This window comes from Furfurilactobacillus cerevisiae (genome assembly GCF_048961765.1).
GTDB classification, from domain to species: domain Bacteria; phylum Bacillota; class Bacilli; order Lactobacillales; family Lactobacillaceae; genus Furfurilactobacillus; species Furfurilactobacillus milii_A.
This window is the reverse complement of record NZ_CP185253.1, coordinates 651,011-676,985: the sequence shown is the minus strand read 5'-3', so window position 1 is coordinate 676,985 and position 25,975 is coordinate 651,011. Positions and strand designations below refer to the sequence as shown.

Annotated in this window: 25 protein-coding genes; 4 read left to right on the top strand and 21 right to left on the bottom strand. The window is 42.9% G+C overall.

What is annotated here, in order from left to right; translation table 11 throughout:
- Nucleotides 1–216: 216 nt before the first annotated feature.
- The 17 genes from ABUE36_RS03120 to ABUE36_RS03040 all read right to left on the bottom strand — a co-directional run bounded on the left by ABUE36_RS03120 (nucleotide 217) and on the right by ABUE36_RS03040 (nucleotide 15,667).
- Nucleotides 217–1,998: an oligopeptide ABC transporter substrate-binding protein gene (locus ABUE36_RS03120; RefSeq protein WP_421017120.1), complete on the bottom strand. Its 1,782-nt coding sequence runs from the start codon at nucleotides 1,996–1,998 to the stop codon at nucleotides 217–219.
- Between the two features lie 147 nt (nucleotides 1,999–2,145).
- On the bottom strand, nucleotides 2,146–3,099 hold the full coding sequence (locus tag ABUE36_RS03115) for an ABC transporter permease (protein ID WP_421017119.1): 954 nt from the start codon (nucleotides 3,097–3,099) through the stop codon (nucleotides 2,146–2,148).
- Nucleotides 3,100–3,112: 13 nt separating this feature from the next.
- Nucleotides 3,113–4,072 (bottom strand): ABC transporter permease, encoded by a 960-nt coding sequence (locus ABUE36_RS03110; protein WP_421017118.1) that lies wholly within the window; start codon nucleotides 4,070–4,072, stop codon nucleotides 3,113–3,115.
- Nucleotides 4,073–4,074: 2 nt separating this feature from the next.
- Complete coding sequence (locus ABUE36_RS03105; protein WP_421017117.1) at nucleotides 4,075–5,037, bottom strand: ATP-binding cassette domain-containing protein; 963 nt, start codon at nucleotides 5,035–5,037, stop codon at nucleotides 4,075–4,077.
- A 15-nt stretch (nucleotides 5,038–5,052) separates the two neighbouring features.
- Nucleotides 5,053–6,054 (bottom strand): ABC transporter ATP-binding protein, encoded by a 1,002-nt coding sequence (locus ABUE36_RS03100; protein ID WP_421017116.1) that lies wholly within the window; start codon nucleotides 6,052–6,054, stop codon nucleotides 5,053–5,055.
- Between the two features lie 611 nt (nucleotides 6,055–6,665).
- The gene (locus ABUE36_RS03095) at nucleotides 6,666–7,073 is read right to left on the bottom strand and encodes a hypothetical protein (RefSeq protein WP_421017115.1); all 408 of its coding nucleotides are present in this window, start codon (nucleotides 7,071–7,073) and stop codon (nucleotides 6,666–6,668) included.
- 35 nt (nucleotides 7,074–7,108) lie between these two features.
- Nucleotides 7,109–8,038: an IS30-like element ISLpl1 family transposase gene (locus ABUE36_RS03090; protein ID WP_096109805.1), complete on the bottom strand. Its 930-nt coding sequence runs from the start codon at nucleotides 8,036–8,038 to the stop codon at nucleotides 7,109–7,111.
- Nucleotides 8,039–8,135: 97 nt separating this feature from the next.
- Nucleotides 8,136–8,501 carry a hypothetical protein gene (locus ABUE36_RS03085; RefSeq protein ID WP_421017114.1) on the bottom strand — a complete coding sequence of 122 codons (366 nt, stop codon included), beginning with the start codon at nucleotides 8,499–8,501 and terminating at the stop codon, nucleotides 8,136–8,138.
- Nucleotides 8,498–9,226, bottom strand: coding sequence for an ATP-binding cassette domain-containing protein (locus tag ABUE36_RS03080; RefSeq protein ID WP_421017113.1), 729 nt, complete (start codon nucleotides 9,224–9,226; stop codon nucleotides 8,498–8,500). Before ABUE36_RS03080 ends, ABUE36_RS03085 begins: the two co-directional genes overlap by 4 nt.
- Nucleotides 9,227–9,655: 429 nt before the next feature.
- Entirely contained in the window at nucleotides 9,656–10,309 is a 654-nt protein-coding gene (locus ABUE36_RS03075; RefSeq protein ID WP_017261430.1) for an amino acid ABC transporter permease, read from the bottom strand.
- Nucleotides 10,310–10,325: 16 nt separating this feature from the next.
- Complete coding sequence (locus ABUE36_RS03070; protein ID WP_421017112.1) at nucleotides 10,326–10,964, bottom strand: amino acid ABC transporter permease; 639 nt, start codon at nucleotides 10,962–10,964, stop codon at nucleotides 10,326–10,328.
- Nucleotides 10,964–11,794: a glutamate ABC transporter substrate-binding protein gene (locus ABUE36_RS03065; protein WP_421017111.1), complete on the bottom strand. Its 831-nt coding sequence runs from the start codon at nucleotides 11,792–11,794 to the stop codon at nucleotides 10,964–10,966. Before ABUE36_RS03065 ends, ABUE36_RS03070 begins: the two co-directional genes overlap by 1 nt.
- A gap of 192 nt (nucleotides 11,795–11,986) precedes the next feature.
- Nucleotides 11,987–12,724, bottom strand: coding sequence for an amino acid ABC transporter ATP-binding protein (locus ABUE36_RS03060; protein WP_017261427.1), 738 nt, complete (start codon nucleotides 12,722–12,724; stop codon nucleotides 11,987–11,989).
- Between the two features lie 173 nt (nucleotides 12,725–12,897).
- Nucleotides 12,898–13,869 (bottom strand): DUF6681 family protein, encoded by a 972-nt coding sequence (locus ABUE36_RS03055; RefSeq protein ID WP_161002406.1) that lies wholly within the window; start codon nucleotides 13,867–13,869, stop codon nucleotides 12,898–12,900.
- Nucleotides 13,870–13,920: 51 nt separating this feature from the next.
- Nucleotides 13,921–14,397: a hypothetical protein gene (locus ABUE36_RS03050; RefSeq protein WP_161002405.1), complete on the bottom strand. Its 477-nt coding sequence runs from the start codon at nucleotides 14,395–14,397 to the stop codon at nucleotides 13,921–13,923.
- A gap of 169 nt (nucleotides 14,398–14,566) precedes the next feature.
- Entirely contained in the window at nucleotides 14,567–15,004 is a 438-nt protein-coding gene (locus ABUE36_RS03045; RefSeq protein WP_421017110.1) for a Fur family transcriptional regulator, read from the bottom strand.
- Nucleotides 15,005–15,109: 105 nt separating this feature from the next.
- A complete protein-coding gene (locus tag ABUE36_RS03040; protein ID WP_161002403.1) occupies nucleotides 15,110–15,667 on the bottom strand; it encodes a guanylate kinase in 558 nt (185 codons plus the stop codon).
- A gap of 470 nt (nucleotides 15,668–16,137) precedes the next feature.
- On the opposite strand from ABUE36_RS03040, the gene ABUE36_RS03035 reads away from it, so the two are divergent.
- The 4 genes from ABUE36_RS03035 to ABUE36_RS03020 all read left to right on the top strand — a co-directional run bounded on the left by ABUE36_RS03035 (nucleotide 16,138) and on the right by ABUE36_RS03020 (nucleotide 21,816).
- Entirely contained in the window at nucleotides 16,138–17,529 is a 1,392-nt protein-coding gene (locus tag ABUE36_RS03035) for an APC family permease (protein ID WP_421017109.1), read from the top strand.
- A gap of 864 nt (nucleotides 17,530–18,393) precedes the next feature.
- The gene (locus ABUE36_RS03030) at nucleotides 18,394–19,143 is read left to right on the top strand and encodes a WxL domain-containing protein (protein ID WP_421017108.1); all 750 of its coding nucleotides are present in this window, start codon (nucleotides 18,394–18,396) and stop codon (nucleotides 19,141–19,143) included.
- Nucleotides 19,144–19,245: 102 nt separating this feature from the next.
- Nucleotides 19,246–20,280, top strand: a complete 1,035-nt coding sequence (locus tag ABUE36_RS03025) for a DUF916 and DUF3324 domain-containing protein (RefSeq protein ID WP_161002400.1) — start codon at nucleotides 19,246–19,248, stop codon at nucleotides 20,278–20,280.
- 21 nt (nucleotides 20,281–20,301) lie between these two features.
- On the top strand, nucleotides 20,302–21,816 hold the full coding sequence (locus tag ABUE36_RS03020; protein ID WP_421017107.1) for a WxL domain-containing protein: 1,515 nt from the start codon (nucleotides 20,302–20,304) through the stop codon (nucleotides 21,814–21,816).
- 52 nt (nucleotides 21,817–21,868) lie between these two features.
- Here ABUE36_RS03020 and ABUE36_RS03015 read toward each other — a convergent pair whose 3' ends face one another.
- From ABUE36_RS03015 to ABUE36_RS03000, 4 genes are read right to left on the bottom strand one after another with little or no spacing between them, the layout of a single operon-like run.
- Nucleotides 21,869–22,948, bottom strand: a complete 1,080-nt coding sequence (locus tag ABUE36_RS03015; RefSeq protein ID WP_161002398.1) for an ABC transporter substrate-binding protein — start codon at nucleotides 22,946–22,948, stop codon at nucleotides 21,869–21,871.
- Nucleotides 22,945–23,769 (bottom strand): ABC transporter permease, encoded by an 825-nt coding sequence (locus tag ABUE36_RS03010; protein WP_161002397.1) that lies wholly within the window; start codon nucleotides 23,767–23,769, stop codon nucleotides 22,945–22,947. Before ABUE36_RS03010 ends, ABUE36_RS03015 begins: the two co-directional genes overlap by 4 nt.
- Nucleotides 23,759–24,577 carry an ABC transporter permease gene (locus tag ABUE36_RS03005; RefSeq protein WP_027827222.1) on the bottom strand — a complete coding sequence of 273 codons (819 nt, stop codon included), beginning with the start codon at nucleotides 24,575–24,577 and terminating at the stop codon, nucleotides 23,759–23,761. Before ABUE36_RS03005 ends, ABUE36_RS03010 begins: the two co-directional genes overlap by 11 nt.
- Complete coding sequence (locus tag ABUE36_RS03000; RefSeq protein ID WP_161002396.1) at nucleotides 24,574–25,674, bottom strand: ABC transporter ATP-binding protein; 1,101 nt, start codon at nucleotides 25,672–25,674, stop codon at nucleotides 24,574–24,576. The genes ABUE36_RS03005 and ABUE36_RS03000 overlap by 4 nt, the downstream gene beginning before the upstream one ends.
- Nucleotides 25,675–25,975 lie beyond the last annotated feature (301 nt).

Sequence of the window (25,975 nt, the reverse complement as noted above, 5' to 3'; positions counted from 1 at the left end):
CTCTTTTAATAATTTTATTTATACTCATTTTTGGTAAATGATATTGTTCACGAGTTTTGCCCAATTGAAAATCAAACCTTCATAAATAAACTCTAATTAAAAAAATCTCCTTTAACAAAACAAGCGGACATTTGCGTCTGCCTGTTAGAGTTAGAGGAGATTTATTTCAGTGATAGACTAAAATTCTTCAACTATTACAAAGTGCTAATCATAGAACTACTTAGTAGCTAATGAGTTTGACGTCAACGCCAACTTAGCAAATTGTTCGTTGCTATCCTTTGGATTCAAAGTATAGTTCTTAACACGTTTGTTAATCATATTGTAGCCGATTCCTTCACTATCAGGAATGTAGGCTGCCTGTTGATTCATGTATTCTTGCCACTTGTTAAACTGTTGCTTACGGTAGCTAGTGTTAAATGCCTTTGCAGAATCAATGTTAGTCAATAATTCGGTATTCTTCTTTGTGACGAAGTGTCCCATGTTGAACTGTGATCCTTCACCATAGCCTTGCTGTTGAGATGGCTCAGTTCCCAATGACCATGCAGCCTCAAAAACGTCGTACTTGTTAGATTTTGGAGCTTGCAACATTGAATAGAAACTGTTCATTTCCATCGGCTTACCACTTACATATTTCACATTCAGACCAATTTTACGCCACTGTTGCATATAATCATCTTCTTCAGCCTGAAGCACTGAGGATCCCTTCATTGCAGCAACTTTGATTACTAACGGCTTCCCGTCTGGTGTTTGACGATACTTCCCATGTTTCTTATATCCAGCATCATCCAGAAGTTTATTGGCTTTCTTGATATTCAGTGGGAACCCTTTAGCACTTTTATCGTGGAATTGTGAAAAGTACTTCGGCAGTAACGTAGTTGCTCTTTCCTGTAATCCATTACCAAATTTCTTATTAATTTCATCCAGATTTAAAGCATATCCCATGGCTTGCCTTAGGCTCTTATTAGACATTTTCATGTTGGAATCCATAACGTTCTTACCACTCTTAGTGTCAAAATGGCCTAAGTTAAAACCAAAGTAACCTAAACTACGACTACGAGCACCGACAACCTTATAACCACTCGTCTTTTTGATTTGCGGATATTTGGCACTTGGTAGACCACCCGAAGCAAAATCATACTTATGTGATTTTAATGCTTGTTGAATAGCAGACGTGGATACAACCTGAAAGGTCACATTGTCAATCTTAGGCTTTGAGCCCCAGTAATACTTGTTAGGCACAAAAGTCGTTGACTCACCGGCAACAACCTTCTTTAACGTATACGGTGCATATGTGACTGGGTTCTTACGTTCAGCCGCGGATGACGCTAACTTAGCAATCGGAATGTTCTTAATCTGATGATATGGTTCTGCATATTCCCAGAAGAAACTTTGTCCAGAATACTGCATGCCTGGAGCCATGTGTTTAAAGTGCATAACCACTTTTTTACCATTTTCGCCATCAGGCATGCTGATTCCTGAAATTGTCTTCGCTTTGCCGGAGTGGAAAGCATCCATACCAACCATTTCACCCATCGAATCCGAATATTGCTGCGAGGTAGAATCTGGAGACCCAACAACTTCCTGTGCATATTCGACATCTTTAGCAGTGACCGGTTTACCATCGGACCATTTCAAGTTATCGCGTAGTGTAATTGTGACAGTCTTAGCACTCTTATCAATTTTAAGATTAGCGGGACCACCGTCAACGAATTTATGATTATTGTCAAAATTCATTAAATCCTGTTGCATAGGGGCAAAAACATCTTGGTCTTCAGCGTTAGACGCTAAAGCTGGATCGGTAATCCCTTGGAACGGAGCGTCGTTAACTTCGGCAATCTTTAAGGTGCCGCCTTTTTGTGCTTTTTTTGTATTATTATACGTTTTTGGTAGCTTTACCGTTTTATCGGCAGAGCCATTACTACCGCCGTTAGAACAAGCAGCAAGTGTAACCACTGACAAAACTGCCATGCCAGCTAGAGCAAGTTTTGATTTTTGCATGTGTCTTCCTCCTCGATATGTATCCCCAATAAAATAATTGCAGAATTAATATAACGACTTTGAGTTTAAAACTAACATTAAGAAATGTAAAGAATAAAATGAAAAAAGTTCTCATTATTTTAAATGAGAACTTCTTGATTTATCATTTTAATCCAATCCGAGTCTTTGAGAAGAATCAGCTGCGCGACGTAACGCCTGTCCAACATAACTTACAGACAAACAAAGCACAATGATTTCAATAGCGGCAAAAATCCAAGTCCACCAGTATTGAGTAATATTTGTCGGATCAGTGGCATTGGCAATTAATGTACCAAGAGATGGTGTTCCATTCGGTAATCCAAATCCCAAGAAACTAAGACCAGTTTCAACACCTAAGTTTCCAGAGAAAGACAGCGTCATTTCAACAATAATCAAAGATGAGATATTCGGCATAATCTCACGAAAAATAATTTTAAAGTTACTGGTTCCAGAGGTTTTAGAAGCTGCAACATAATCTTTACGTGATTCCGCCAACGCACGAGACCGAATTAGTCTCGACGTTCCCATCCACTGAAATAAACTTAGTATAAGTGTTAATGTAACGGCATTATAGTTTTGAATAATGGTTACCAAAACGATGATGAACATTAACTGTGGCAACATAATCATAAAATCGTAAATACGAGACATGACCATGTCTGTAATTCCACCAAAGTATCCTGAAATTAAGCCATAGGCAATACCAAAAGTACCAGAAATTAACGTTAAACCAATTGCAATGCCAATAGAATTACGAGAACCTACAATCATTAATTTAGCGATAGATCGTCCTGACGAATCAGCACCAAGCCAAAAATCGTTTGTAAATGGTTTATTAAAATATGCCAAAATATTAACGTCTTTATATTCGTGAGCTGGAATGAAGAATGCAGCGATAACCACAAAAAGTATGAAAGCAACAATGATAATAGCAGAAACCATTGCAGCTCGATCGGCCTTAAACTCGTTCCAAATAATTTGTCTTGAAGATGGTGTAGCTTCCTCTTCCGCCTCTTTAGACAAGCGTGCTAAATCTTCAGCAGAAATTGAAGATTTCTTTTGCAAGTTATCATTTTGAGCCATTTATTTTCTCCCCCTATTCAATTCGGATTCGTGGATCTACAGCAGCCATAATAATGTCAGATAGTAAAGTGCCCAGCATATTTAAGAATCCAAAAAGAAGGACCAAGGCAGTAATAACAGTATAATCACGATAATTGATAGCACTAATGAATAAGAGTCCCATACCTGGATAAGAGAAGACAGTTTCGGTGAAAACTGCCCCACCCAATAGACCTGTAATGGAGTACCCTGCTGTCGCAGTGATTGGCAACAATGAGTTACGAAAAATGTGATGCCTGAATACATCTCTAACAGGAACTCCTTTTGATCGAGCTGTACGTACATAATCCGAATGAGTTGCATCAATAACTTCTGAACGTAAGTATTGAACAATACCTACCAACCCAAAAAGGGACTGCAACAAACCAGGTAAGATAATATGTTGAAGCCTTGAAATCACAGATGACATTCCAGCAGTGGCATTAGCACTAATTGAACCAGTAGTTGGGAACCAACCCAAAACATAGCCAAAAATCCATAAACCCATGACCAATATAACGAAGAAAGGAATTGCAAAAGTTACATAAGTATAAACACGAATTGCATGATCAGCACGGGAGTTCTGATGACGCCCGGCATAAAGTCCCAAAGGAAGTCCAATTGCGTAAGTCATAACTGTTGCAAATACAGCCAGCCATAATGTGTTAATCGCACGTTCACCAACAATACGAGTAACAGGTTCTTGATACTCATAACTCATTCCCAAGTTTCCATGGAACAAGTGAACAACCCAGTTCCAGTATTGTTGATACCAAGGGTCATATAATCCGTTAATCCGCATCAAGTGATGAATATGAGCCAAACTGGCATGTGGATTGATTGAACCGGTGAATGGATCACCAGGCATTGCTTTTGCTAATAAAAACACTAAGATACTCAGTGCAATGATCTCAGGAACAATGATTAAAAGACGTCTTAAAATTGTTTTCCACATATCTAATCATCCTCCCTTTGAAGTTCATCGACTTCATCCTGTGGCATGGCGACTTTATGTGTGTCAGTCACGTCGAGTAATGGCAAAACTTTGCCGTCTTTATCATAGTAGCGACTTTGATTTTCTTGGAATTCTTTTTCGACAGCTTCACGGTGCTCACGCGCTTCTTCACGATGTTCAACGCTGGTCTCGGGAATTGCGGACAAAAGACGCTTAGTGTAAATATGCATTGGATGATTATAAATGTCATCTCGAGTCCCAATTTCAACAATTCGTCCTCTATGCATAATCGCAATGTTGTCGCACATATGACGAACAACACCTAAGTCATGCGAGATAAACAAATATGAAACGCCAAAGTCCCTTTGAATTTTCTTCATAAAGTTCAAAACCTGAGCTTGTACAGATAGGTCCAATGCAGAAACAGGTTCATCAGCGACAATTAATTTAGGATTAGTTGCCACAGCACGCGCAACCCCAATACGTTGTCGCTGCCCACCTGAAAATTGATGAGGATATTTATATAACGCATCAGCATCCAAGCCGACAATATCTAATAATTGCAATACGCGTAATTTCTCATCGTCTTTGCTCAGGTGTGCAAAGTTCCGCAATGGTTCAGCGATAATGTCTTCGATTCGTTTACGTGGATTCAGACTAGACAGTGAATCCTGAAAAATCATCTGTACATCTTGGTTGTAATCCAATTCATGGCGGTTACGAGGCTTGGTAATATCTTTGCCCTTATATAGAATCTGACCCTTTGTTGGCTTTTCCAATCCCACAATGGATTTACCAGTCGTTGACTTACCGGACCCTGATTCACCTACAAGTCCATAAGTTTCACCAGCTTCAATATCTAAACTAATCCCATCAACAGCCAGCACTTCATCTGTTACTCGGTTCCAAAACCCAGAACGGATTGGGTAATGAACTTCTAGGTCTTTAACTTCAATTAAACTCATTTACTCTCCCCCATTCTAAGCTTCGTCTTGGAACTTAAAGTTTTTGTAGCAGGTGCAGCGGACGCGGTGTCCCGGTTCAACTTCATGCATCGTTGGATGTTCTTCATGTTCGCTTGCGGGAACCCATGGAATCCGTGGGGCAAACTTACAACCGTCTTGAGGCATCTTCTGTAATGAAGGAACAGAACCTTCAATGACATACAGATCATCGTTTTCACTGTCTTTTTGTGGCATTGAACGTAGCAATGAACGCGTGTAAGGATGTAGCGGATTGTCAAAAATCTGTTTGGCTGAGCCCTTTTCAACGACCTGACCAGCATACATAACAGCAACTTCATCAGCCGTCTCGGCGACAACACCCAAATCATGCGTGATCAAAATGATTCCAGCATGGTTTTCCTTTTGAATATCTTTAAGCAAGTCCAAGATTTGAGCTTGAATGGTAACGTCCAAGGCGGTGGTTGGTTCGTCAGCAATCATCAGGTCAGGTTTGCAGGCAATCGCAATGGCGATAACCACACGTTGACGCATCCCACCAGACAATTCATGTGGAAATTGACGGATAACCCGTTCTGGATGAGGAATCCCAACCTGGTTAACCAACTCAAGCACGCGGGCCTTCTTTTCAGCCTCAGTCATCTTGGTGTGGTAATCCAAACCTTCCTGAATTTGATCACCAATTCGTTTCAGTGGGTTTAACGCTGATAACGGGTCCTGGAAGATCATGCCAATTTTGGCACCACGAATCTTGTTCATCTGGTCTTCATTGAGTGTTAACAGGTCTTGGTCTTCAAACTCAATTTTCCCACCAATTTTTGTTTCAGCAGGATCATGCAGGCCCATGATCGTCGTTGCCAAGGTACTTTTACCACATCCGGACTCTCCCACAATGGCAACAATTTCATCATTGTGGATATCTAAAGAGACGTCAGATACAGCCGGGTAATACTTACCCTGAATTTTAAAGGCTGTACTGACGTCTTCGATTTTTAGAAAATGGTTCTCTTCATCTGCCATGCTACTCCCTCATTTCTTCAACCGCATTCAAGTGCATCAAACATTGCCTGTTATGTATGATGAACACAGTCTTATTCGTAAGATTAAAAAGTCATTAGACAGAGTATAACTAATCAAATTCTAATTTACAAGCAGAAATGCACCCCTGTTTATCCCCACATCATCAGTAACTAATAGTAAGCAACACTTTCAATGAACGGGATGTTAAACAAATGCTAATACAACGGCATTTTGAGTAAACAAAAAATCATTCACTGATTGCCTTTCAAACAGTCAGTGAATGATTCAAGTTAAAAATTTTTAATTTTGCACGGTTGTTCAGTTTTCATCAAACCCACATTTTTCTTTTTACCAACGCTTGTATTGATTTCTTCCCCGTTGATGGCGGCTCAGCTCCTCAATTTCCAGTTCAGACCAAACACCGCCATTACTGATTAGCTGCATATCTCTCATTTCATCATTCCACATAAACGTCATCCTTCTTTCAATTACATTACTATTTGTGTTTGAGTAATTTGTATACCATTATTATAGTGCGTAACAAAGTAATTGCAAGTGATAACTCAAAAAAATACGGACATTTTTTAATGTCCGCATCCATTTCGTTTATTTTAAAATCGGTCAAAACTGCCAATACGTCGTTCTTTCTGCATTGCGTGGCAAAAAACGACTAACCCCAAAACAAACCAGATGACGTTTACGCCAAAATAAATCCCAATTAGGTTAAGTGATACTGATTGTCCGAGGAACAAGTGCCTCGTAATTTCAATGCCAGCACCAAACGGCAATAACAACTGGGCACCAAAGTAATTTGGCATCGCAACGTTTGCCACGAATAATATTGCTGACTGAAGAATACTGCTCCAGTTACCCACTCGCTTAAATCTCAACGAACCGGCTCCAAATAGCAATCCAATCCCCAGCATGCCGACGTTTGAAATAATGGCGATGACAAATACGAGGACGTCAGCCTTAACTAATTGCAGGACTGGAACAGAAATAACAAATGCTGTGATCACACTCAAAATAAGTAAGTACACGGTAGATTGCAAATTTAATCCGAATTTTTGGACAAATTGGTCAGCATAACCTGATACGGTGTTTTCCAGTCAAGTATTTTAAGCGGTCTCTGGTTAATTTGGAGTAACGTCGTCGTTAAATCTTGAGCACTAATGTGCTCAAAACGAGTCCCCTTAGGATAAAAATAACGTAAATTCCGATTAAAGCGTTCATTACTACCACGTTCAGCTGGCGTATAAGCATGACAGTAATAGGTCTTAATACCATATTGTGATTCAAATGATACTAGCCCACTAAACTCAGTACCACGGTCCACAGTAAAACTGTGCACCGGTCCATTAAAAGTTGTTAGGAACTTAGTCAGTGCTTCATTAACACTCGCTGTCGTTCGGTCCTTTAACCGATATGCCCAAAGGAACCGTGATTTGCGATCGATTAAAGTTAATAAAACTGCCTTACTATGCCCACGAGGGCCAACGACGGTATCTAGTTCAAAATCACCGATGCGATTACGTTGATTAATCATCATGGGACGCTGTTCAATCGATCGCCCCAAAGATTGATTATATTTGGATCGTTGGTCAACGTTACGCCGTTGGCGTACGCCATGTTCAGGTAGATCATTCAAGGAGAAACCAATTCTCCCCTGATTTAGCCAATTATAAATAGATTTAGTCGCTAGTTTAAATTCGTGAGCAATCATTCCTGGTGACCAGCTTAGATGTAAATGGTTGAGAATTGTTTGCTTTAACTCATCGCTCAGCTTAGTTTTCCGACCACATCGTGATCGCTTGTATTCGGCATCTGTTTGTGCTAATTCAGCCTGATAAGGTTGACATCGAGATAATTCATAAGAAATTGTTGACGGTGATCGGTTCAGCCGAACGCCCATTTGGATATTGGACAGCCCTAGTTCACAAAAGGTTTCGATTTTAATTCGTTCGGAATAGGTTATACTAGACAAAAGATCAGCTCCTAAAAGATGGGTTTGTTGTAAACACCATTTTAAAGGAAGCTGATCTTTTTTGTCCGAACAGCGTTCGGATTAATTTTACAATCTACTACACAAAGTAATAAATATCATTGACCCAGCTTCGAACTAGTGCAATGAACCACAGCGAAAAGCGGGATTGAATTTCCGTTTCTAAAATACCCGTTCGTGCCCCTGTCTCAATAAACAGAGTCGACTCGTCCATTGCCACCACGCCCATATTCCAAAACATAAAACCAATTAGGATCATGACAACACCAAGATTTGTGTGATAAAAAGCGTTCATGCCCTTCACTGCCCCAAAGATCACTACCGCTAAATATGCAAAAGTATAAAGAATAAACTCACTCACAGTCGATGATAAGTATTTGATGTCCGTCTTCATTTGCATCGTTACTTCAACCCAGATCATGGTGCCCAATTCACGTGCGCTCATCGAATCACCGCCTTTTGATAAAGCTGTTCATACATTTGCCGCAATTCCGCTTCCGACAAACTGTGATCGACCGTTTTAATCACAGTCCCCTCATTCACAAATATATACTGTGTGGTCACTTCACTCATTAGTACTGGATCATGGGAAGACAGAATAATCGTATGCTGCGACTTTTTAGCAACAGAGTCGACCAGCTTCATTAAATCGACTTGTGCAGACATATCCAGACCATTTGAGGGTTCGTCCAACAATAACATCGGTGTATCAAACGAAATGGCGACGAGTAATGTTGCCTTTTTCTTTTGACCAGTCGACATTTGATCAAACTCTTTATTCATCAGACTTTCCGCATCAAACAGCTTGACATTGGCCAGCATTCTGGCCTGTGTATCTCTAAATGGTACACATCGAATAGCACTGAAATAACGTAGATTCTCCATTGGCGTTAATTTATTTCGTAATCCACGATCACCAGCCGGAATATACAGTGAATTGCGCTGAGCCCACTTTTCATAGTGTGAATCATCCTGATTATCAAGCCTCAGTTGTCCACCATTGATGGTCGTAATCCCACTGAGCAACCGCATCAAAGTTGACTTACCTGCCCCGTTTGGTCCAATCAAGCCAAAGACATTGCCAGTATCCAACAGCAATGAAAAAGACACACCATGTAAAACCTCCGTACGACCATAATCTTTGCGAACCTGATCTAATTGAATCTCCATCCCCGTCACTCCCTTAAGTAAAAATAATATGTACGAATTCTAAAGATTAATTTTCAATTAGAATAGCACTTTTTTCACAGAAAAAATATTTTTTAACTTTTTCGACGTCAACTGTTTATGGTTCAAATCTTTTTTTGGGGGGGAGACTGAACGAAGCGGTAGGCGGTCAGCATTGATACCGCGCCGTGAAGGTGTTGTTAATTCGAATGGTTTTCTCGAATTTACAACACGGACGGTCGACAAGACGCGTGGTCTTCACGAGGCTTGTCGGCGAGGTGAGAGACTCCGAACTTGGGAGGCTGGAACCGGTCCCACGGCGAGCGTGTCAATGCTGACCACCGGAAGCGGCAGGTCCCTTAAGGCACAAAAAAACCATCAATCACCGTCATAGAACAGTTGATTGATGGCAAAAATGATATTTGAACTGAATTAAGCTAATCGACGGTCGATGTAATTGGCCAAAACAGACAATCCGTAACATACAATAAAGTACATCACAGCAAGTGCTAAGAACATTGGAATAATGTAGTTGGCGTTCTGTCCGTAAATAATTTGTGCGTGGTACGTCAAATCTGGTAACACAATGATCGTTGCCAACGACGTATCCTTAATCAGTGAAATAAACTGACTAACCAACGCAGGAATCATCTTTTTGTAGGCTTGCGGAAGAATAATCTGGAACATGGCCTGCCAGTACGTCAATCCGTTTGCCCGGGCACCTTCCATCTGACCATTTGGAACCGCCTGAATCCCGGACCGAATGATTTCGGCCAACATGGTGGATTCGAAAATGGTCATCGCTAAGATTGTCGCTGGAATAATTTCGGGTTTGAATCCGAAGTTTGGCAATCCAAAGTAAGTAAAGAAGATGATCAGCAACAGTGGTAAGTTCCGAATAAGGTCGATGATAAAACCGACAATCGCCGAAACATACTTAATTTTTGTGTATCGAATAATTCCTAAAAATGAACCGAGAATAAAGCTTAAAATCACGGATGCAACGGACACTTCAACAGTAATCCACAGCCCTTCGAGGAGGTAACGGAGGTTGATCCATGAATAGGCATCAATAAATGATTTCATCTGTTAGCTCCCCTTTCTACGCTAAGCGTTTCTCTAGATAACGCATGTAATAACTGATTGGCATCGTGATAATCAGGTACAACACCCCGACAACCATATAACTGTTAATCGTATCAAACGTGATGGATGCAATGTTGTTGGCTTGATACATTAAATCAAACCCGGCAACGAAGGCCAACACGGATGAGTTCTTAACCAAGTTAACGAACTGGTTACCAAGTGGGGGAATAACCAAACGGAATGCTTGTGGCAAGATGACGTTTGACATGGCCTGCCAGAATGTCAATCCGTTTGCCCGAGCACCTTCCATTTGGCCTGGGTCAACAGATTGAATCCCTGACCGGACCGTTTCAGCAATAAACGCTGATGTATAAATTGTTAGCCCAATCGTCCCAGCAGTAAAGCCGTTAACTTTAACGATATACATCGGGATAACAAGATAGAAGAAACTTGTAATAACCAGTAACGGAATGTTCCGGAAAATTTCAATGTAGATGCGGGCAATTGTCCGAGCAACCTTGCTTTCCGTAACTTCCATGATGGCAAATAATGAACCGATAATCAGACTGAAAATTAACGCCAGGACACTGGATAATAGCGTCCAACCCAGACCGGTCAACAGCTCTTGCCAATGATCAGATAAAATAGTAATCATTATCGCTCCAGCTCCTTGTAGTTAAATCCAGGCACGTTACCGAACCATTTCTTAATTAATTGATTATATTCGCCGTCAGCTTCCATTTCCTTGATGGCCTTGTTGACCTCGTTAGTAAATGGCTTTTGACCTTTATTAACGGCAACCCCATAAGGCTCTCTGGTGAATGTCCCGCCGACAACTTTAAAGCCAGGGTTTTGAACGGCCATCCCATAAAGGATCCCGTTATCAGTAGTTAAGGCAACCCCTTGACCAGCTTTCAGAGACGTCAATGCCTGAGCATAATCTTGAAGTTCCAAGACACGAGCCTTGGGCGCAAACTTCTTGATGTTTTGAACTGAGTTCGCACCGACAACCCCCAGAACAGTTGTCCCAGATTTGTTTAAGTCACTGACGTTTTTGATTTTACTGCCGTTTGGAACCAGTAGCGACTGACCGGCATCAAAGTACGAATTCGAGAAGCTAACAACTTTTTCACGTTGTGGCGTAATCGTCATCGTGGCGATAATGGCATCAATATTCCCATTTTTCAACAATGGAATCCGTGACTGTGACGTCACTTGAATAAACTTAGCTTTCCCCTTTTTGCCGAGGATGTGCCGGGTAATGTGCTTAGCCATGTCCACATCAAACCCTTTGATTTGATTATCACGAACATCCATCAAACCAAACAGTTTGGTATCGGCCTTAACACCCCATGTAATTGTATTTGCCTTGCGATCATTTTGCAGAACGTCTTGCTTTGACAGTGATTTTCCACAACCACTTAACGTCAACATCAACGCGCCCAACGCCACTAATAAGGTCGCAAGTCTGAATTGTTTCTTCATGACAGTGCCTCCATAATTGCGCGCCGAAAACTCGGAATCCGGTCTTCGGCAACACTTTCTAAACGTGCACCTGACGCCCAAAAGCCTGTGCATAACCCAAAGTTGCCATTGCACAAGCAAACCCCGCTTGTCCACTGTCACCTTCACGTTATTGCTCGGCTTTTCCCGGGCTTCGGCATCACTCTTCTTTAATTAGTGGTTAATGATCTTGCTCAAGAACTGACGGGCACGTTCCTCTTTTGGATGATCGAAGAATTCCTTCGTTGCATCATCTTCAAGAATTTGACCGTCCGCCATAAAGATAACCCGGTTGGCCACTTCACGGGCGAAGCCCATTTCGTGAGTCACAACCAGCATTGTCATACTTGAGTCGTTTGCAATTGTCTTCATAACACCCAGCACATCGTCAATCATTTCTGGGTCCAACGCAGATGTTGGTTCATCAAAAATCAACGCCTTTGGCTGCATGGCTAGTGAACGCGCAATGGCCACACGCTGTGCCTGCCCACCAGAAATTTCAGATGGCATGTTGTTAGCTTTGTCTGCCAAACCAACTTGGTCTAACAGTTGCATGGCTAGCTTCTTGTTTTCATCTTCTTTTCTATGTAGCACGATTCGAGGTGCCAACATGATGTTTTCCAACACAGACTTGTTTTCATACAAGTTAAAGTGCTGGAATACCATTCCAACATTCTTCCGAATCCGGTTCATATCCGTCTTTGGATTAGCCAAATCCTGCCCATTAACAATTAACTGACCACTCTGGATCCGTTCCAAACCATTAATTGTTCGGGACAATGTACTCTTCCCTGAACCTGACGGCCCGATGAGCACAACCGTTTCTCCTGCTTCCATCGTTAAATTAATGTCTTTTAACGCATGAAAGTCACCGTAATACTTCTGTACGTCGTGAAATTCAATCATTGACATAATCGGTTCCTCACCCTCAAATAATCTCAACCTAAACTGTTGAATTACAAGTTGTGTAATTCTCAAGGTCATTAACTAAGTTTAGACCCTAATAAGAGGGCGTGTCAAAGCTACTGTGCTCCGACACGCCCGTTTTCACGATATTTTCTTATTGATAATCTAATCTCTCAAAATTATCGATTTTCTCGACGATTTTGAGACGTTTTGTTTGACAAACTGTTGTTAGCTGAATCTACATTTTCAGTAGATTTTGCAAAAGAACGCATTGGTTCCTCAGTAAACGTCTGACTTTCAGAAAAGGCAGCCGAATTCTGACTAGTCGCATTGGAGGCCGTATTCTTTTCACTGAAAGCAACCTCAACTTTGACCGTGTATGGCAAACGTCGCTCAATGACACCGGAGCGTCCGGCTGATTTAGCTACCCCGCCTTGCAAAACAGCAGTGGCTAAAAATAGTTTGAACTGCTTATGCGCTTGCTTAATATCCGACAAGCCGACCCGTGTTATCCGACCGACTGGCAATGCCGTCATCTGATTCATCCCCGCATAGACTACAAAATGACCGTCCTGTTGTCGCAGATCAAAATAAGGTAACGGTGTTCCCTCGCCAATTGCAAACACTGGCTTATTGGTCTCCTTAGCCTGGTTTAAAACTTCTTGGTCACTATGGCCTTCATAATCTTGAGGTAACAGGTTAGCCGCCTGTAACTGTGCGGCAATCTGAGCCAGGTTCTTATGATTGGTACCATTCAACTCAACCTTAGCCGGAATGACCTGCTTTTCATCATATAAACCCGTGGCCGGAGCAAAATGATCGTATCGATCGTGTTCATTGAAACGACTTTCCTGTTCTTTTAAACGTTCATCGCCCAGTAAGGCCGCAATCTTTTCAGATGGGTCGAGTACAAACCGACGTTTGAGAAAATAAAAGAAGAAGTTGACCAGTGTAAAGTACATCAGGGCAAAGAAAACCAAGATGAGCAATGCGCCACGCAAGTATCCCTGGTTTTGAATAAACCGAATCCCAATGTAGAGCAAATACCAATCACCAAAAAAGCCCAAGATGGTGTAAATGCGTCCCTTTAACGTTGTGTTGACATTAAAATAACCAAGAAAATGGTTTGCCATGTCGAGCAAACTAAGCATGTTGTCACCTACTTACTTTTTCATGAGAGTTGCTAAATCAAAAATAACCGTCTATTGACTGCTTGATGTAGTGGTTGCGGTAGACGAGCCTGTATTAGCACCCGTATTGCCTGTTGTAGCACTATTATTGTTCGTAGAATTGGCAGTTGTAGAAGAACTGGCCGCACTTGATTCAGTGACCGATGAGCTACTCTGACGGGTCGTGGTCCCGCCATCACTGTTGTCAGTCGTACTATTGCTCTTCGTCGTTGTGCTTGGCGTCGACTCATCAGTGGTTTGACTGCTAGATTTTTCGTCAGCAGTGCTGTCAGTCTTAGAACTTTCACTATTTGAACTTGAATTACTATCTTTTTTAGAATCATCCGACGATTGGATTGAACTGCCGGATGAATTGGTTACCGTTCTTGTGACCGGCGCCCCTTCAGACGTGTTCGTCACTTTGTTAACCACAATATTAGTTGCGGACAGCGCCAAAATAATCGACACAACAGCAACGGGGGTCACAAACGGCGGAATTCGATGATCCATAGCTAACTCCTTATTTATAAAACTTACTCATTGAAACGAAATCTTTTTGTTCATTGGCTGTTAGACCAATTCAACCATATAGTATAGACAAAACCCGTCAGCGTTAAACGTCGGCGGGTTCGATTTACATGGAACTTAAGATTTTCATTTTGTCTGCTTCGGACCAATATCACTCTACACCAGCAGCGACACAGTCCGCACACAAGCCATACATTTCAAAACGATGGCCCTCAATTTGTGCACCTGGCAACTGGTTAGCAAAAAAGTCCATTGGACACATGGTCAATTCTGTCACTTTTCCGCAATTACGACAGATAAAGTGATGATGGTGCATATTAGCGAAGTCGCACTGAAATTTGATACGCGCTTGGTCACCGTTTACCTGTTGTTCAACTAAGCCGAGGTCTTCAAGTTCCTTGACGTTCCGGTAAATGGTCGCATGGCTCATTCCTGGATAAAAGTCCCGCATGTACGCATCTAAACTCGTCACGTCCGTATAATGATCTGGACGTTGACACAAAAACGACAACATCGTTCGCCGTTGTTTAGTGATTTTTAGATGATGTTTCTGCAAAACTTCAACCGCGGTATTCACATCTTCTGCCATGGTAAGACCTCCAGTACATTGATGACATTTTCAATCTGTATTGTTTTTAAAAAGTAACGATTACTATTAAGTAGTGTAACAGAAAATCAGTCAAAACAATAGTTTCTAGTTCAAGGTTTCAGTAACCAAGGTATCGATTTTTTTCTTTGTTGAATCCAGATCGTCATTTACAATGACATGCGCCACATCTTTTAATTCCGCCGGCAAGGTCAGGTCACGCCGATACTCAGGACTATCCAGCCGTTCTTGTAGCATCACCGTGTCATCCCCACGTTTGGTCATTCGATCAATCAAATCTTCATTCTGACTAACAGTCAGGAAAATAATGACCGCTTCATCACCGAGCTCTTTTGCATAAGTAATGGCGCCCTTCGTATCTAAGACGATCGTGATGTAAGGATTTTTTTCAAAGCCAGCATCGATCCCCTCATGGGAAGAGCCATAGCGGTAACCTGAATACGCAACTTGCTCTAAATAATGGTTCTTATCAAACGATGCATCATCTTCAAAATAATAATCGACACCGTTCATTTCGCCCTTTCGGGGTGGCCGTGTTGTATGTGTGATTACCTTAGGCATATGGTAATAATCACGCAAATAATCACTGACGGTGGTTTTGCCAGTGCCGGTTGCTCCGGTAATGACAAAGACACGTTTCTTCATGGTTTTCCTCCGTTCAATTTCTCACAGATGTTAAGTTTACACCATCAGCGCAGAGTTTAAAAATGCTCCACAATCGAAACATTAGGTTCATCCTTCATTTTTGCTTTAAAAATTAACGGTTGACGATGTCTAAAAAAATCGTTATAGTTATGGTCATCAAATGAGAATATTTCTCATACTTCAAGGAGAACGTTTATGACACAATCACTAACTCACAACATATACGCATTTGCGTTTAGTCTGTTTGGCTAGTGCTTGCATCGACTGTTGGATGCAAGCACGGTAAACTTCCGGTTTGCATCCATTCGGCTAACGTTTATTTAAAATGAACTCATACCGTTTGGATGATTGTACAACCTTCGTCTAAACGGTTTTTTAGTGTCAATCTATTTGAGGTTGATTACTGATTTAACTGGTATTTTCGGCGAGGGGCTGAAAATACCAGTTTTTTATTAAAAAGGAGAAACGCCATGTCCATATTAGACAAAATGTTGAAAAAAGAATCACTAGATAACTATATTGATGCTGACAGTCGGCTAATTAAATCCATGTCAGCGTGGGATCTTGTCGCACTCGGCATTGGTGCCGTAATTGGTACCGGGATTTTTATCCTACCCGGGACAGTCGCCGCAACTAAATCTGGTCCAGCCATTATCTTATCTTTCGTGGTCGCCGCCATCGTTTGTGGCCTAGCCGCTATGTGTTACGCTGAATTTTCATCTGCCCTGCCAATCGCTGGCTCCGCCTATTCTTACGGTAATGTCGTCTATGGTCAGTTTATCGGCTGGATTCTCGGCTGGGCGCTAGTCTTAGAGTACATGCTGTCTGTGGCCGCCGTGTCCACTGGCTGGGCTGCTTATTTCAACTCGTTGATTTCAGGTTTTGGCATTCACATGCCCACTGCATTGTCTGGTGCGTTTGACCCGGCACACGGCACTTATATTAACCTGGTTGCCGTCCTCATTGTTCTGTTCGTTGCCTGGCTACTCAGCAATGGCATGAAAACCTCGACACGCGTTCAAAACATTATGGTGGCCGTTAAAATTGTCATCATCCTAATCTTCGTCCTAGTTGGCCTATTCTATGTAAAACCAGCTAACTGGCACCCATTCTTTCCTTATAAGGGCGGTGTACTAGCGGGAGCCTCAGCAGTATTCTTCGCTTTCTTAGGTTTTGACGTGGTCGCTGCCTCTGCAGCCGAAGTTAAGAATCCCAAACGAAACATGCCAATTGGAATTATCGGAACTTTGATTGTCGCTTCTATTCTATATATTGCTGTCTCCGTTGTCTTAACTGGCCTAGTTTCTTACAAACGTTTAAACGTCGCTGATCCAGTTGCGTTTGCTCTGCAACAGGTCGGTCAAAACTGGGGCGCCGCCCTCGTTTCATTAGGCGCACTCGCCGGTATGTTCACGATGATGCTGGCCATGATCTACTCTTCTTCACGGTTGGTCTACTCTATTGGCCGTGATGGCCTTCTGCCTAAATGGCTGGGCAACGTTAACAAAAGTAACGGTAATCCCACTGCTAGCTTAACGACCGTTACAGTTCTTATCGCGATTATGGGTGGTCTGGTGCCACTGGAACAATTGACAAACTTAGTTAACATCGGTACCCTGATTGCTTTCACCTTTGTCTCATTCGGTGTCATCCCACTTCGTCGCCGACAAGATATTAATCACACAGACGGCTTCCGTGTTCCATGGTATCCTGTTCTACCGATTATTTCCGGCTTGGCCTGCATGCTGTTGCTATTCCGGTTGCCGCTGGAAACTTGGGTTGCTTCCTTGATTTGGTTTGCGTTCGGAATGCTCATTTACTTCAGCTACGGGATTCGTCACAGCAAACTAGTGAACAAATAACATAGTCTCAACAGCTTAATGCCGTTACGCTGACGGGAAACGCCGTTCCATGAGGACCGGTCTCAACCCGCACAAGTCACGGTTTTCGTCCTTGATTATGAGCCGAAAACCACGTCTCATAAGTCATCCCGCAACACTAAGCGGCCAAATTCTCGCCGCCAAGTGTTGCCGACACGGGACTCTCTGTTTCCCGTCAGCTCCACTCCTTTCACAAATCAGTAAACCTTTGTAAGCACAGTTTGCCATTAAATGATATCTGCTTAAACTGGCTACTATGTGAGCTGGAGGTGGCAACATTGATACCGAAACGTGAAGATAACGTTAATTCGGTGGGTTCCCGAATTTAGGTTACGGACGGTCGTAGAGACTCGCGGTCTTCACGAGGCTTTTCGACGAGGTGAAAGACCATGAACTTCGGGTTTGAGCCGGTCCCACGGCGAGTGTGTCAATGTTGACAACCGTAAGTACCAGCCATTATCCAAATGTACTCGCCGGTGATAATCAAGCCAGCAAATTACAAAATAAATAAACGACAATTTATTCACTTATAAAAGCTGATGCAAAGCCATTTAACAAACATTTTTCACATTATTTTGTCATCAATCGGAACGCAGACTTCACCATCGAAGCCTGCGTTTTTGTTTGTCAAAAAAACAAATGAAAGCAGATTTAATGATTATTCTCTAATCGATATCACCTTGTGCCCTCATTTGAAGCGTCTTAAGTTGCTCACTATACTAACATTACAAAAAAAGTTGATTATTTTGCGTCTCAATTACGTAGCGACACTAATTGACGGCCAAGATAATGATTTCTAATGGCTAAAGAACCATCACAGCAAACCCAACGGAGGATTTATCGATTATGCATAAGGTAACCTTATTCTTCTTTTCAACCCTCGCAGTACTAACACTTAGCACTGCCACGGCAAGCGCAGATCGTGGAGCAGACAACAGCCATGGCCCAGGCACTGCCACAAATAACATCACTAATGTCACGACTGTTGGTCAAGGGTTTATTGCTGATGGCACTAGCAGCGCCTCAGCTCATTCCACCGCACAATTTGAAGTGAAGCCTGGCGATTTAACACTTGACCACGTACCTAACCTAAATTTGTCAACCGCCAAAGTCGCAGACATTATCAACGGTGATGTTACTGTCAACTACAGCGATAACACCGTGAACAGCACCAACAATTTTGATGGTAACAACAACGGTAAACTCGACATTGCCGACTATACCGGCACAAACAATGGCTGGAAGCTGATGACCTCACTGGGCCAATTCAAAAACACTAAAAGTTCCGACACAATTACAAATGCAAAACTGGCACTGAATGCAACCAGTTCAAAGAGCGATAGCGACGTTGCCAAACCAAATGCAATCACACTGACTGCCTCATCAACAAACGATAATGGCACTGGCACTCAAGAAACCGCCATTTGGACGGCTGACAAGGGTACCGGTCAAGGCTTCAACGAGGCCCTTTACGCAGATACCAAGAGTGCTAGTCTCACCATCAGCAAGCAAACCAATGTCGCAACAGGTGTTTACCAAGGCACTTTATACTGGAATTTGGTTAACGTTCCTACTGCTACCGCGCCAAAAGCATAACCTTTTTATTTACACTACCTCTTAAACAACTCACCGTGCCCGTTTTGTCCTCAGACAAAACGGGTTTCAGTGCAATGCCAACTATATTAAAGGAGTGTTTGTATGTCCGGTTTATCCTCCAATCGAACACATTATTTCGGATTATTACTTGCTTCATTATTCACCGTTCTCTTCCTATCGCTGCAGTCGGTCAATGCAGCATCTAACGGCAATGGCGCCGGTTTTACTATCCGCGCAGAAATTCCCGATAACCAAATCGATAAAAGTGTCAGCTACTTCGATCTAAAGGTTCACCCGTCCTTAGAGCAACGTTTGACACTAGTTGTCGCTAATACCTCATCGCAAACACGCACATTAAGCGTGACACCGACAAATGCATGGACCGGCGATAACGGTCAGATTAGCTACAGTCCTAACAAAAAACGGCAACCCACAGGACATAATAATTTTACGGATTTAATCAGCGCCGGTGTCAATGTGGAACTTCACGCACATGAAGCCAAACCCGTTACGTTTGTCCTTAAAACACCAGCCAAACAGTTCAAGGGTCAAATTGTCGGCGCATTCTATGTAACAGATAGGCACGTGCAACACCCGTCCAGTGGTAAAAACTTTCGCATTAATAACCGTTACGCCATGACATTGGGGGTTAATTTACAGCAAACGGACTCGCTGTCACTGACCCCAGATTTAAAGTTGACCCAAATCAAAACAAACACAAACCATTATCAATCGCAGGTGACCGCGAGCGTGGCTAATACACAACCAGTAATGTTTGGCGAAATGACTCTCACAGGACAGGTGTATCGTCGTGGCCATTCGCATCTACTTTATGAGACTACCAAGAAGCATTACGAAATGGCGCCGCTAACAAGTTTTAATTTTGGTGTTCCGGTTACAAGGCACCAGTTAAAACCAGGTCACTACACGTTTAAGCTCACCGCTAAATCAGGCAAACACATTTGGCATTTGAGCCGCCACTTCACAGTCACCAGCCAAACAGCGCGTCAAGTCAATCGGCATGTGCGCGTTCAACACAATTGGACGTGGCTATACATTTTGCTTAGTGTACTGGGCGCGCTCATTCTCATAATCGTTGGTTATCTTATGGGCAGTCGTCGCCACCCGAAAAAGTAAGGATAAGGACTGTAAATCAACATGAAGTTTAAACACGTGTGGTTGAGTATCATCCTGTTCATATTAGTGTCACTATTGTTACCCATTACTGTTCATGCAGACGACAACATTGTCCCCAAGGGCACACCCAGTGGCGATCCATTTTCAGTCGGCAAGTTTGTGCTTGTCGGCGGTTTCACACAACAGCCAGTCAGTCTAAACACAGTATCAGACAAAGACTACCAACTTTCATTTACGGCCATTAAATCTCTTTTTGATCCTTGGACCGATAACGTAACAGCATCTTGGTATGTTAGTGAAGACGGACAAAATTGGAAAAAAGCCCAGGATGATGGCAATGCATTGTCGGGTAACCTTAAAACCCGTCAGCACGTCGATCACGTATCGACATTTTATTATCAAATTTCAGTGACAATTCATGGATTTTGGACTTCTTCCGTTTACTGGTCCAAAGTTGCCAAGGTAACAATCTCCCCGCAGGAAGTGCATGCCACTGCCTTATCCATCGCCGGTGAAAGCGATACGCTCCCAAATGCTAATTCAGAAAACATTCTGGCAACGCTAACACCGGCTAATGCAACGGATTCAATTAAGTGGTCTGTTGATAATTCACAGTTAGCCACCATCGACGCCACCTCTGGTAAGCTAACTGCAACCTCAGATTTGAATCAATATGGCAAGGTAACGGTTACCGCCACCACTTCAAATGGCATTACTGCTAGTACTGTTGTTTATGTCGGCGCATTACAGGACAAGCTTGTTAATGAGGGATCAGACGCTTCTTTCATCATCAAAGGATTTCCTAAATCGGCCTATGTCGTCGGATGGTATCAAATACCGCCTCATGGATCAGACAAGCCCATCACTAACGGACCAAATGCAAGTATTTCAGCGTCTCCAGACGGCATGCAGAATGGTATGTTAACGGTCAAAAACACTAGCGCTTCACAGACTCAAACACAGTATTACGCAGTTATCGGATTCAGTGGGGCTGATCAGCAAACGAATACAAACAAAGCACGTCTGTTTGTGAATCCCGGTGGTCAATTAACGCTAGATGCTATCCCAAACTTTACGTTCAGTAAAACTGACGGCACGCCGCTCACCGTTAATAACATCGTTCAAGGTGTGACACTAGGATCAGTTAGTAACGTCTCCCAAGGAACGTCCCTAACTTATGACGGCAATAATCAACAATTACTATCGATTTATGATCCGCGTGTACACAGCTCCGGTTGGTCACTCACAGCCGCGATGGCTACCTTTACAAACACGGCGACGCAACAGCCAATAGGTGACAAAGGCGGTATTAGTCTGAATTTGATTAATGACCAAAATAAATCGTTGGCTACTTTAAAAGATGACGGCCAACCAGTTTCAGTCATCAACGCGACAACACCGAACACTAATGTTCACAGCCTTTTATCTGGCAGTACACTGACAATTGACCCCACCCATGCGGTTAACAGCGGGCATTACTCTGCCACCATTTCTTGGACACTAGCGGATGTCCCGACTGCTAATGCTGCTAAATAAATAGTACCTCGCAAAAACAGGCTTGTGGAAAAAATCCACAAGCCTGTTTCGCTTACTTTCTAAACATCTTAAATTGCAAGAATAAATCGTTGTACGTACCCGTTTCCTTTACACCAAGATCTTGGTATACCTGTGTATCTTTAATGACACTAGCACTTGGATAAAACTCCTTGTCCTGGCGAACATCTGCGGGCAATAACTGTTCCGCTGGTGCATTAGGCGTTGAGTAGCCCACGTACTCTGCATTCTGTTTGGCGTTTTCCGGACGGTTCATAAAATTAATGAAAGCGTAAGCGGCCTTCAAATGTTTGGCCGTCTTCGGAATAACCAGGTTATCGATCCACAGATTGGTACTTGGCTTCGGAATGACGTAATGAAGATGACTGTTGTTACTGATCATCTCAGCCGCATTGCCAGAGTACGTTACGGCCACCGCTGACTCATTTTGCTCCATGTACATCATGATTTCATCATCGAGCACCGCCTTAACATTAGGCGTCAACTTTGTGAGCTTCTGCTCTGCTTCGTCCAGTTGAGCTTGGTCGTGCGTATTCGCCGAGTGGCCTTGCGACATCAATGCCAACCCTAAAATATCACGGGAAGAATCGACTAACATGATGTTGTCCTTAAACTGTGGCTTCCACAAATCGTCCCAGGTCGTCAATTCACCCTTTTTGACAAACTTATCATTGTAAACAATCCCCAATGTACCCCAGAAATAAGGCACAGAATACTCATTGTGAGGATCAAAAGCCAAGTTTTTAAACTGGGGCGAAATGTTGTTCATCCCCGTTAATCGACTTTTGTCCAATGGCCTGAGTAAATGGTCCGCCTTCATTCGCTGAACCATGTACTCACTGGGAACCGTTAGATCATATGACGTGCCACCCTGTTTGATTTTTGTGTACATGGATTCATTACTATCAAACGTTTGGTAGGAGACATGATAACCTGTTTCGTGCTCAAACTTCGTTATCAACGCTGGATCGATGTAATCGCCCCAGTTGTAAAGGTTCAGCACGTTGTTGCCAGAACCAACGACGCCTTCAACACGCTGTAAATGATGCGCAGTCAGACCAAGTCCCAAACTGACTGCTAAGATAACAACAACCAAACTGACTAATCGCTTCATTTGATCACCGCCTCAACTTGTTGACGGTTTTTGGTTTTGCGACCCTGATTGTACTGTTCCAGGAAATAGTATCCCGCAATCAGTAACAGTGAAACTAGGAACCACAGCGCTGACAACGCGTTGATTTCCAGATCGACCCCTTGCCGAGCACGTGAGTAAATTTCTACAGACAACGTTGAGAAGCCATTTCCAGTGACAAAGAACGTAACCGCGAAGTCATCCAGTGAATATGTGACGGCCATAAAGAAACCGGAAAAGATACCCGGCATGATCGCCGGCAAGATCACCCGTGTCAACGTTTGCCACGGATTGGCACCCAGATCAGCAGCGGCGTCGATCATAGATGCATTCATTTCATTCAGCTTGGGCAAAACCAGCAACACAACGATTGGAATCGAAAAGGCAATGTGACTCAGTAATACTGAGATAAAGCCCAGGCGCAACCCCAACATCGTGAAGAAAATCAGGAAACTGGCCCCGATAATAACATCGGGAGAAACCATCAAAATATTATTCAAGGACAGCACAGTCTGTCGGATTGCACGGTGACGCGTTTCGTACACTCCTAACGCCCCTGCCGTGCCGATGATTGTCGCAAACAATGATGACAGCAACGCCACAATGAGTGTATCTAACACAATCTGAATCAACCGTGGGTCATGAAACAATGTTTGATAATGGGCAAACGTGAAGCCATGAAAATTGCTCATCGTATTGCCCTTACTAAAGGAATACATGACTAAAAATAAAATTGGCGCATATAAAATAATAAATACAATGATGAGGTAGGCTTTGGACCAGCCAGACAGTTTACTTTGCATGACGTGTCCTCCCCTTCTTTTTGCGTTCGCCGGTTAGCAACATCGTAATCACCATTGCCACAATCAAGATGACTCCGATTGTTGAACCCATTCCCCAGTTCTGTGTCACCAAGAAATGTTGTTCAATAGCGGTCCCCAAGGTAATGACTCGGTTACCACCGATTAGGCGCGTAATCATGAAGAGTGATAACGATGGAATGAAAACGGACTGAACCCCGGATTTCACCCCATCCAGCGTTAATGGAAAGATTACCCGGCTGAACGTTTGCCAGCCACTGGCGCCCAAGTCCCGACTAGCGTTGACATAGGACGGGCTCAATTCCGCAATGGCATTATAAATGGGCAGAATCATAAACGGAATTTCGATGTAAGTTGCAACGAATAGAAAACTCGCATCGGTAAACAGCAATTGTTTAGGCCCAATACCAATAAAAGTCAAAAAGCTGTCCACTGAGCCGCTACGTGATAGTAACCCAATAAAGGCATACGTCTTTAACAGTAAGTTAATCCATGTCGGCAAAATAATCAGCAGTAACCATAATTGCTTATGCTTTAATTGATTCAACAGATACGCCGTTGGATAACTGATCAGCAGCGTAATTGCTGTGATCAAAAACGCATACCAGACAGAATTAAACGTCATTTTCAGGTAAACGCCTGAATGAAAGTACGTCGCGTAGTTGCTTAGGGTGAAGTGCCCTGCAATATTAAAGAATGATTGATAAACAATCAGTACGACTGGTGCAATGACAAACAGTGCAATCCACAAGCCGTACGGAATGTAGTAGAACAGTTTGCCTTGTTTCACCGATCAGATTCCTCCCCTTCATACGTTTCCAAACGGGCATCAAAATCTTCTTCAGATTCGTTAAACCGCATCACATGGATATCTTCAGGATCGAAGAACACACCAACCTGGGCACCCACTTCTGTGCGATGAATGGAGCGAATCCGCCAACTGTTGCCGGTGTCATCGTGACCCGTGATTTCAAAGAACACGCCACGGAACAACTGCGTATCCACAGTCATTGTTAACGACCCCTTATCCACCGTTGTGATATCCAAGTCTTCTGGTCGGATAACCACTTCAACCGGTTCGTTTGGCCGCATTCCAGCGTCCACACATTTAAATTCATGCCCAGCAAACGAAACTAGATAATCAGCAACCATATAACCGCGCACGATATTACTCTCACCAATGAAGTCAGCCACAAAATGGTTGATTGGTTCATCATAAATATCGACCGGTGAACCAGTTTGCAACACTTGTCCCGCATTCATGACAAAAATTTCGTCACTCATGGCTAATGCTTCTTCCTGATCATGGGTCACAAAAATAAACGTAATCCCTAATCGTTGCTGCAACGCTCTTAATTCGTACTGCATTTCCTTGCGCAACTTCATGTCCAGTGCAGACAGTGGTTCATCTAGTAGCAGCACGTCAGGCTCATTCACGATGGCGCGTGCAATCGCAACCCGTTGTTGTTGACCGCCAGAAATTTCATTAATTTCCCGGTCTTCATAGCCAGACAATTGAACCATCTTTAACGCATCCAAAACGCGGGTACGAATATCCTTTTTGTTGACCTTGCGTAGTGTCAGTGGAAACGCAACGTTGTCAAACACATTCATATGCGGAAACAACGCGTAATCCTGGAAGACAGTGTTTACCTTCCGTTTGTTGGCCGGCACGTTATTTATCCGTTTGCCATCAAACATCACGTCCCCCTCAGAGGCATCCGTGAATCCTGCAATAATACGTAAAATTGTGGTCTTCCCACATCCAGACGGGCCCAACAAAGTGTAGAACTTACCCTGTTCTATTTGAAAGTTGATACCCTTGAGCACCTCGGTCTCACCGTAACGCTTTACGATGTCCTTAAACTCAATAATGGTTTTCGCCAATCTAACGTCCCTCCATCACCATTAAATCTGCATTCTCATGCGGTTTACATTGGTTTCAATAGTAACCGAAATAGCACCAAATAACTAGCAAATTTACCTAGCTTGTGGAAGTGTCACTTGGTTGTAATAAACTACCTATTTTTATTGTGTTTGTTAGGTTTGCTTACCGATTTGTTTCTTCGTTAGGTGGATAAAAGTCCGCTAACGGTTGGCTGCTTTTGAAACCTCCTGTTGGGACCGGCTTGAGCCTGAAAACCACAGTCTTTCGCCTCGCCTTAAAGCCGGCACACCCCACCGTCTT

Excerpts from the sequence above, each read along its gene's own strand:
- ABUE36_RS03085 (WP_421017114.1), bottom strand. The coding sequence starts at position 8,501 with ATGAGCGCACGTGAATTGGGCACCATGATCTGGGTTGAAGTAACGATG.
- ABUE36_RS03020 (WP_421017107.1), top strand. The coding sequence starts at position 20,302 with ATGAAGTTTAAACACGTGTGGTTGAGTATCATCCTGTTCATATTAGTG.
- ABUE36_RS03010 (WP_161002397.1), bottom strand. The coding sequence starts at position 23,769 with ATGCAAAGTAAACTGTCTGGCTGGTCCAAAGCCTACCTCATCATTGTA.
- ABUE36_RS03115 (WP_421017119.1), bottom strand. The coding sequence starts at position 3,099 with ATGGCTCAAAATGATAACTTGCAAAAGAAATCTTCAATTTCTGCTGAA.
- ABUE36_RS03105 (WP_421017117.1), bottom strand. The coding sequence starts at position 5,037 with ATGAGTTTAATTGAAGTTAAAGACCTAGAAGTTCATTACCCAATCCGT.
- ABUE36_RS03030 (WP_421017108.1), top strand. The coding sequence starts at position 18,394 with ATGCATAAGGTAACCTTATTCTTCTTTTCAACCCTCGCAGTACTAACA.
- ABUE36_RS03035 (WP_421017109.1), top strand. The coding sequence starts at position 16,138 with ATGTCCATATTAGACAAAATGTTGAAAAAAGAATCACTAGATAACTAT.
- ABUE36_RS03025 (WP_161002400.1), top strand. The coding sequence starts at position 19,246 with ATGTCCGGTTTATCCTCCAATCGAACACATTATTTCGGATTATTACTT.
- ABUE36_RS03120 (WP_421017120.1), bottom strand. The coding sequence starts at position 1,998 with ATGCAAAAATCAAAACTTGCTCTAGCTGGCATGGCAGTTTTGTCAGTG.
- ABUE36_RS03045 (WP_421017110.1), bottom strand. The coding sequence starts at position 15,004 with ATGGCAGAAGATGTGAATACCGCGGTTGAAGTTTTGCAGAAACATCAT.
- ABUE36_RS03075 (WP_017261430.1), bottom strand. The coding sequence starts at position 10,309 with ATGAAATCATTTATTGATGCCTATTCATGGATCAACCTCCGTTACCTC.
- ABUE36_RS03080 (WP_421017113.1), bottom strand. The coding sequence starts at position 9,226 with ATGGAGATTCAATTAGATCAGGTTCGCAAAGATTATGGTCGTACGGAG.
- ABUE36_RS03110 (WP_421017118.1), bottom strand. The coding sequence starts at position 4,072 with ATGTGGAAAACAATTTTAAGACGTCTTTTAATCATTGTTCCTGAGATC.
- ABUE36_RS03060 (WP_017261427.1), bottom strand. The coding sequence starts at position 12,724 with ATGTCAATGATTGAATTTCACGACGTACAGAAGTATTACGGTGACTTT.
- ABUE36_RS03100 (WP_421017116.1), bottom strand. The coding sequence starts at position 6,054 with ATGGCAGATGAAGAGAACCATTTTCTAAAAATCGAAGACGTCAGTACA.
- ABUE36_RS03055 (WP_161002406.1), bottom strand. The coding sequence starts at position 13,869 with ATGCTTAGTTTGCTCGACATGGCAAACCATTTTCTTGGTTATTTTAAT.
- ABUE36_RS03015 (WP_161002398.1), bottom strand. The coding sequence starts at position 22,948 with ATGAAGCGATTAGTCAGTTTGGTTGTTGTTATCTTAGCAGTCAGTTTG.
- ABUE36_RS03050 (WP_161002405.1), bottom strand. The coding sequence starts at position 14,397 with ATGGATCATCGAATTCCGCCGTTTGTGACCCCCGTTGCTGTTGTGTCG.
- ABUE36_RS03040 (WP_161002403.1), bottom strand. The coding sequence starts at position 15,667 with ATGAAGAAACGTGTCTTTGTCATTACCGGAGCAACCGGCACTGGCAAA.
- ABUE36_RS03065 (WP_421017111.1), bottom strand. The coding sequence starts at position 11,794 with ATGAAGAAACAATTCAGACTTGCGACCTTATTAGTGGCGTTGGGCGCG.
- ABUE36_RS03070 (WP_421017112.1), bottom strand. The coding sequence starts at position 10,964 with ATGATTACTATTTTATCTGATCATTGGCAAGAGCTGTTGACCGGTCTG.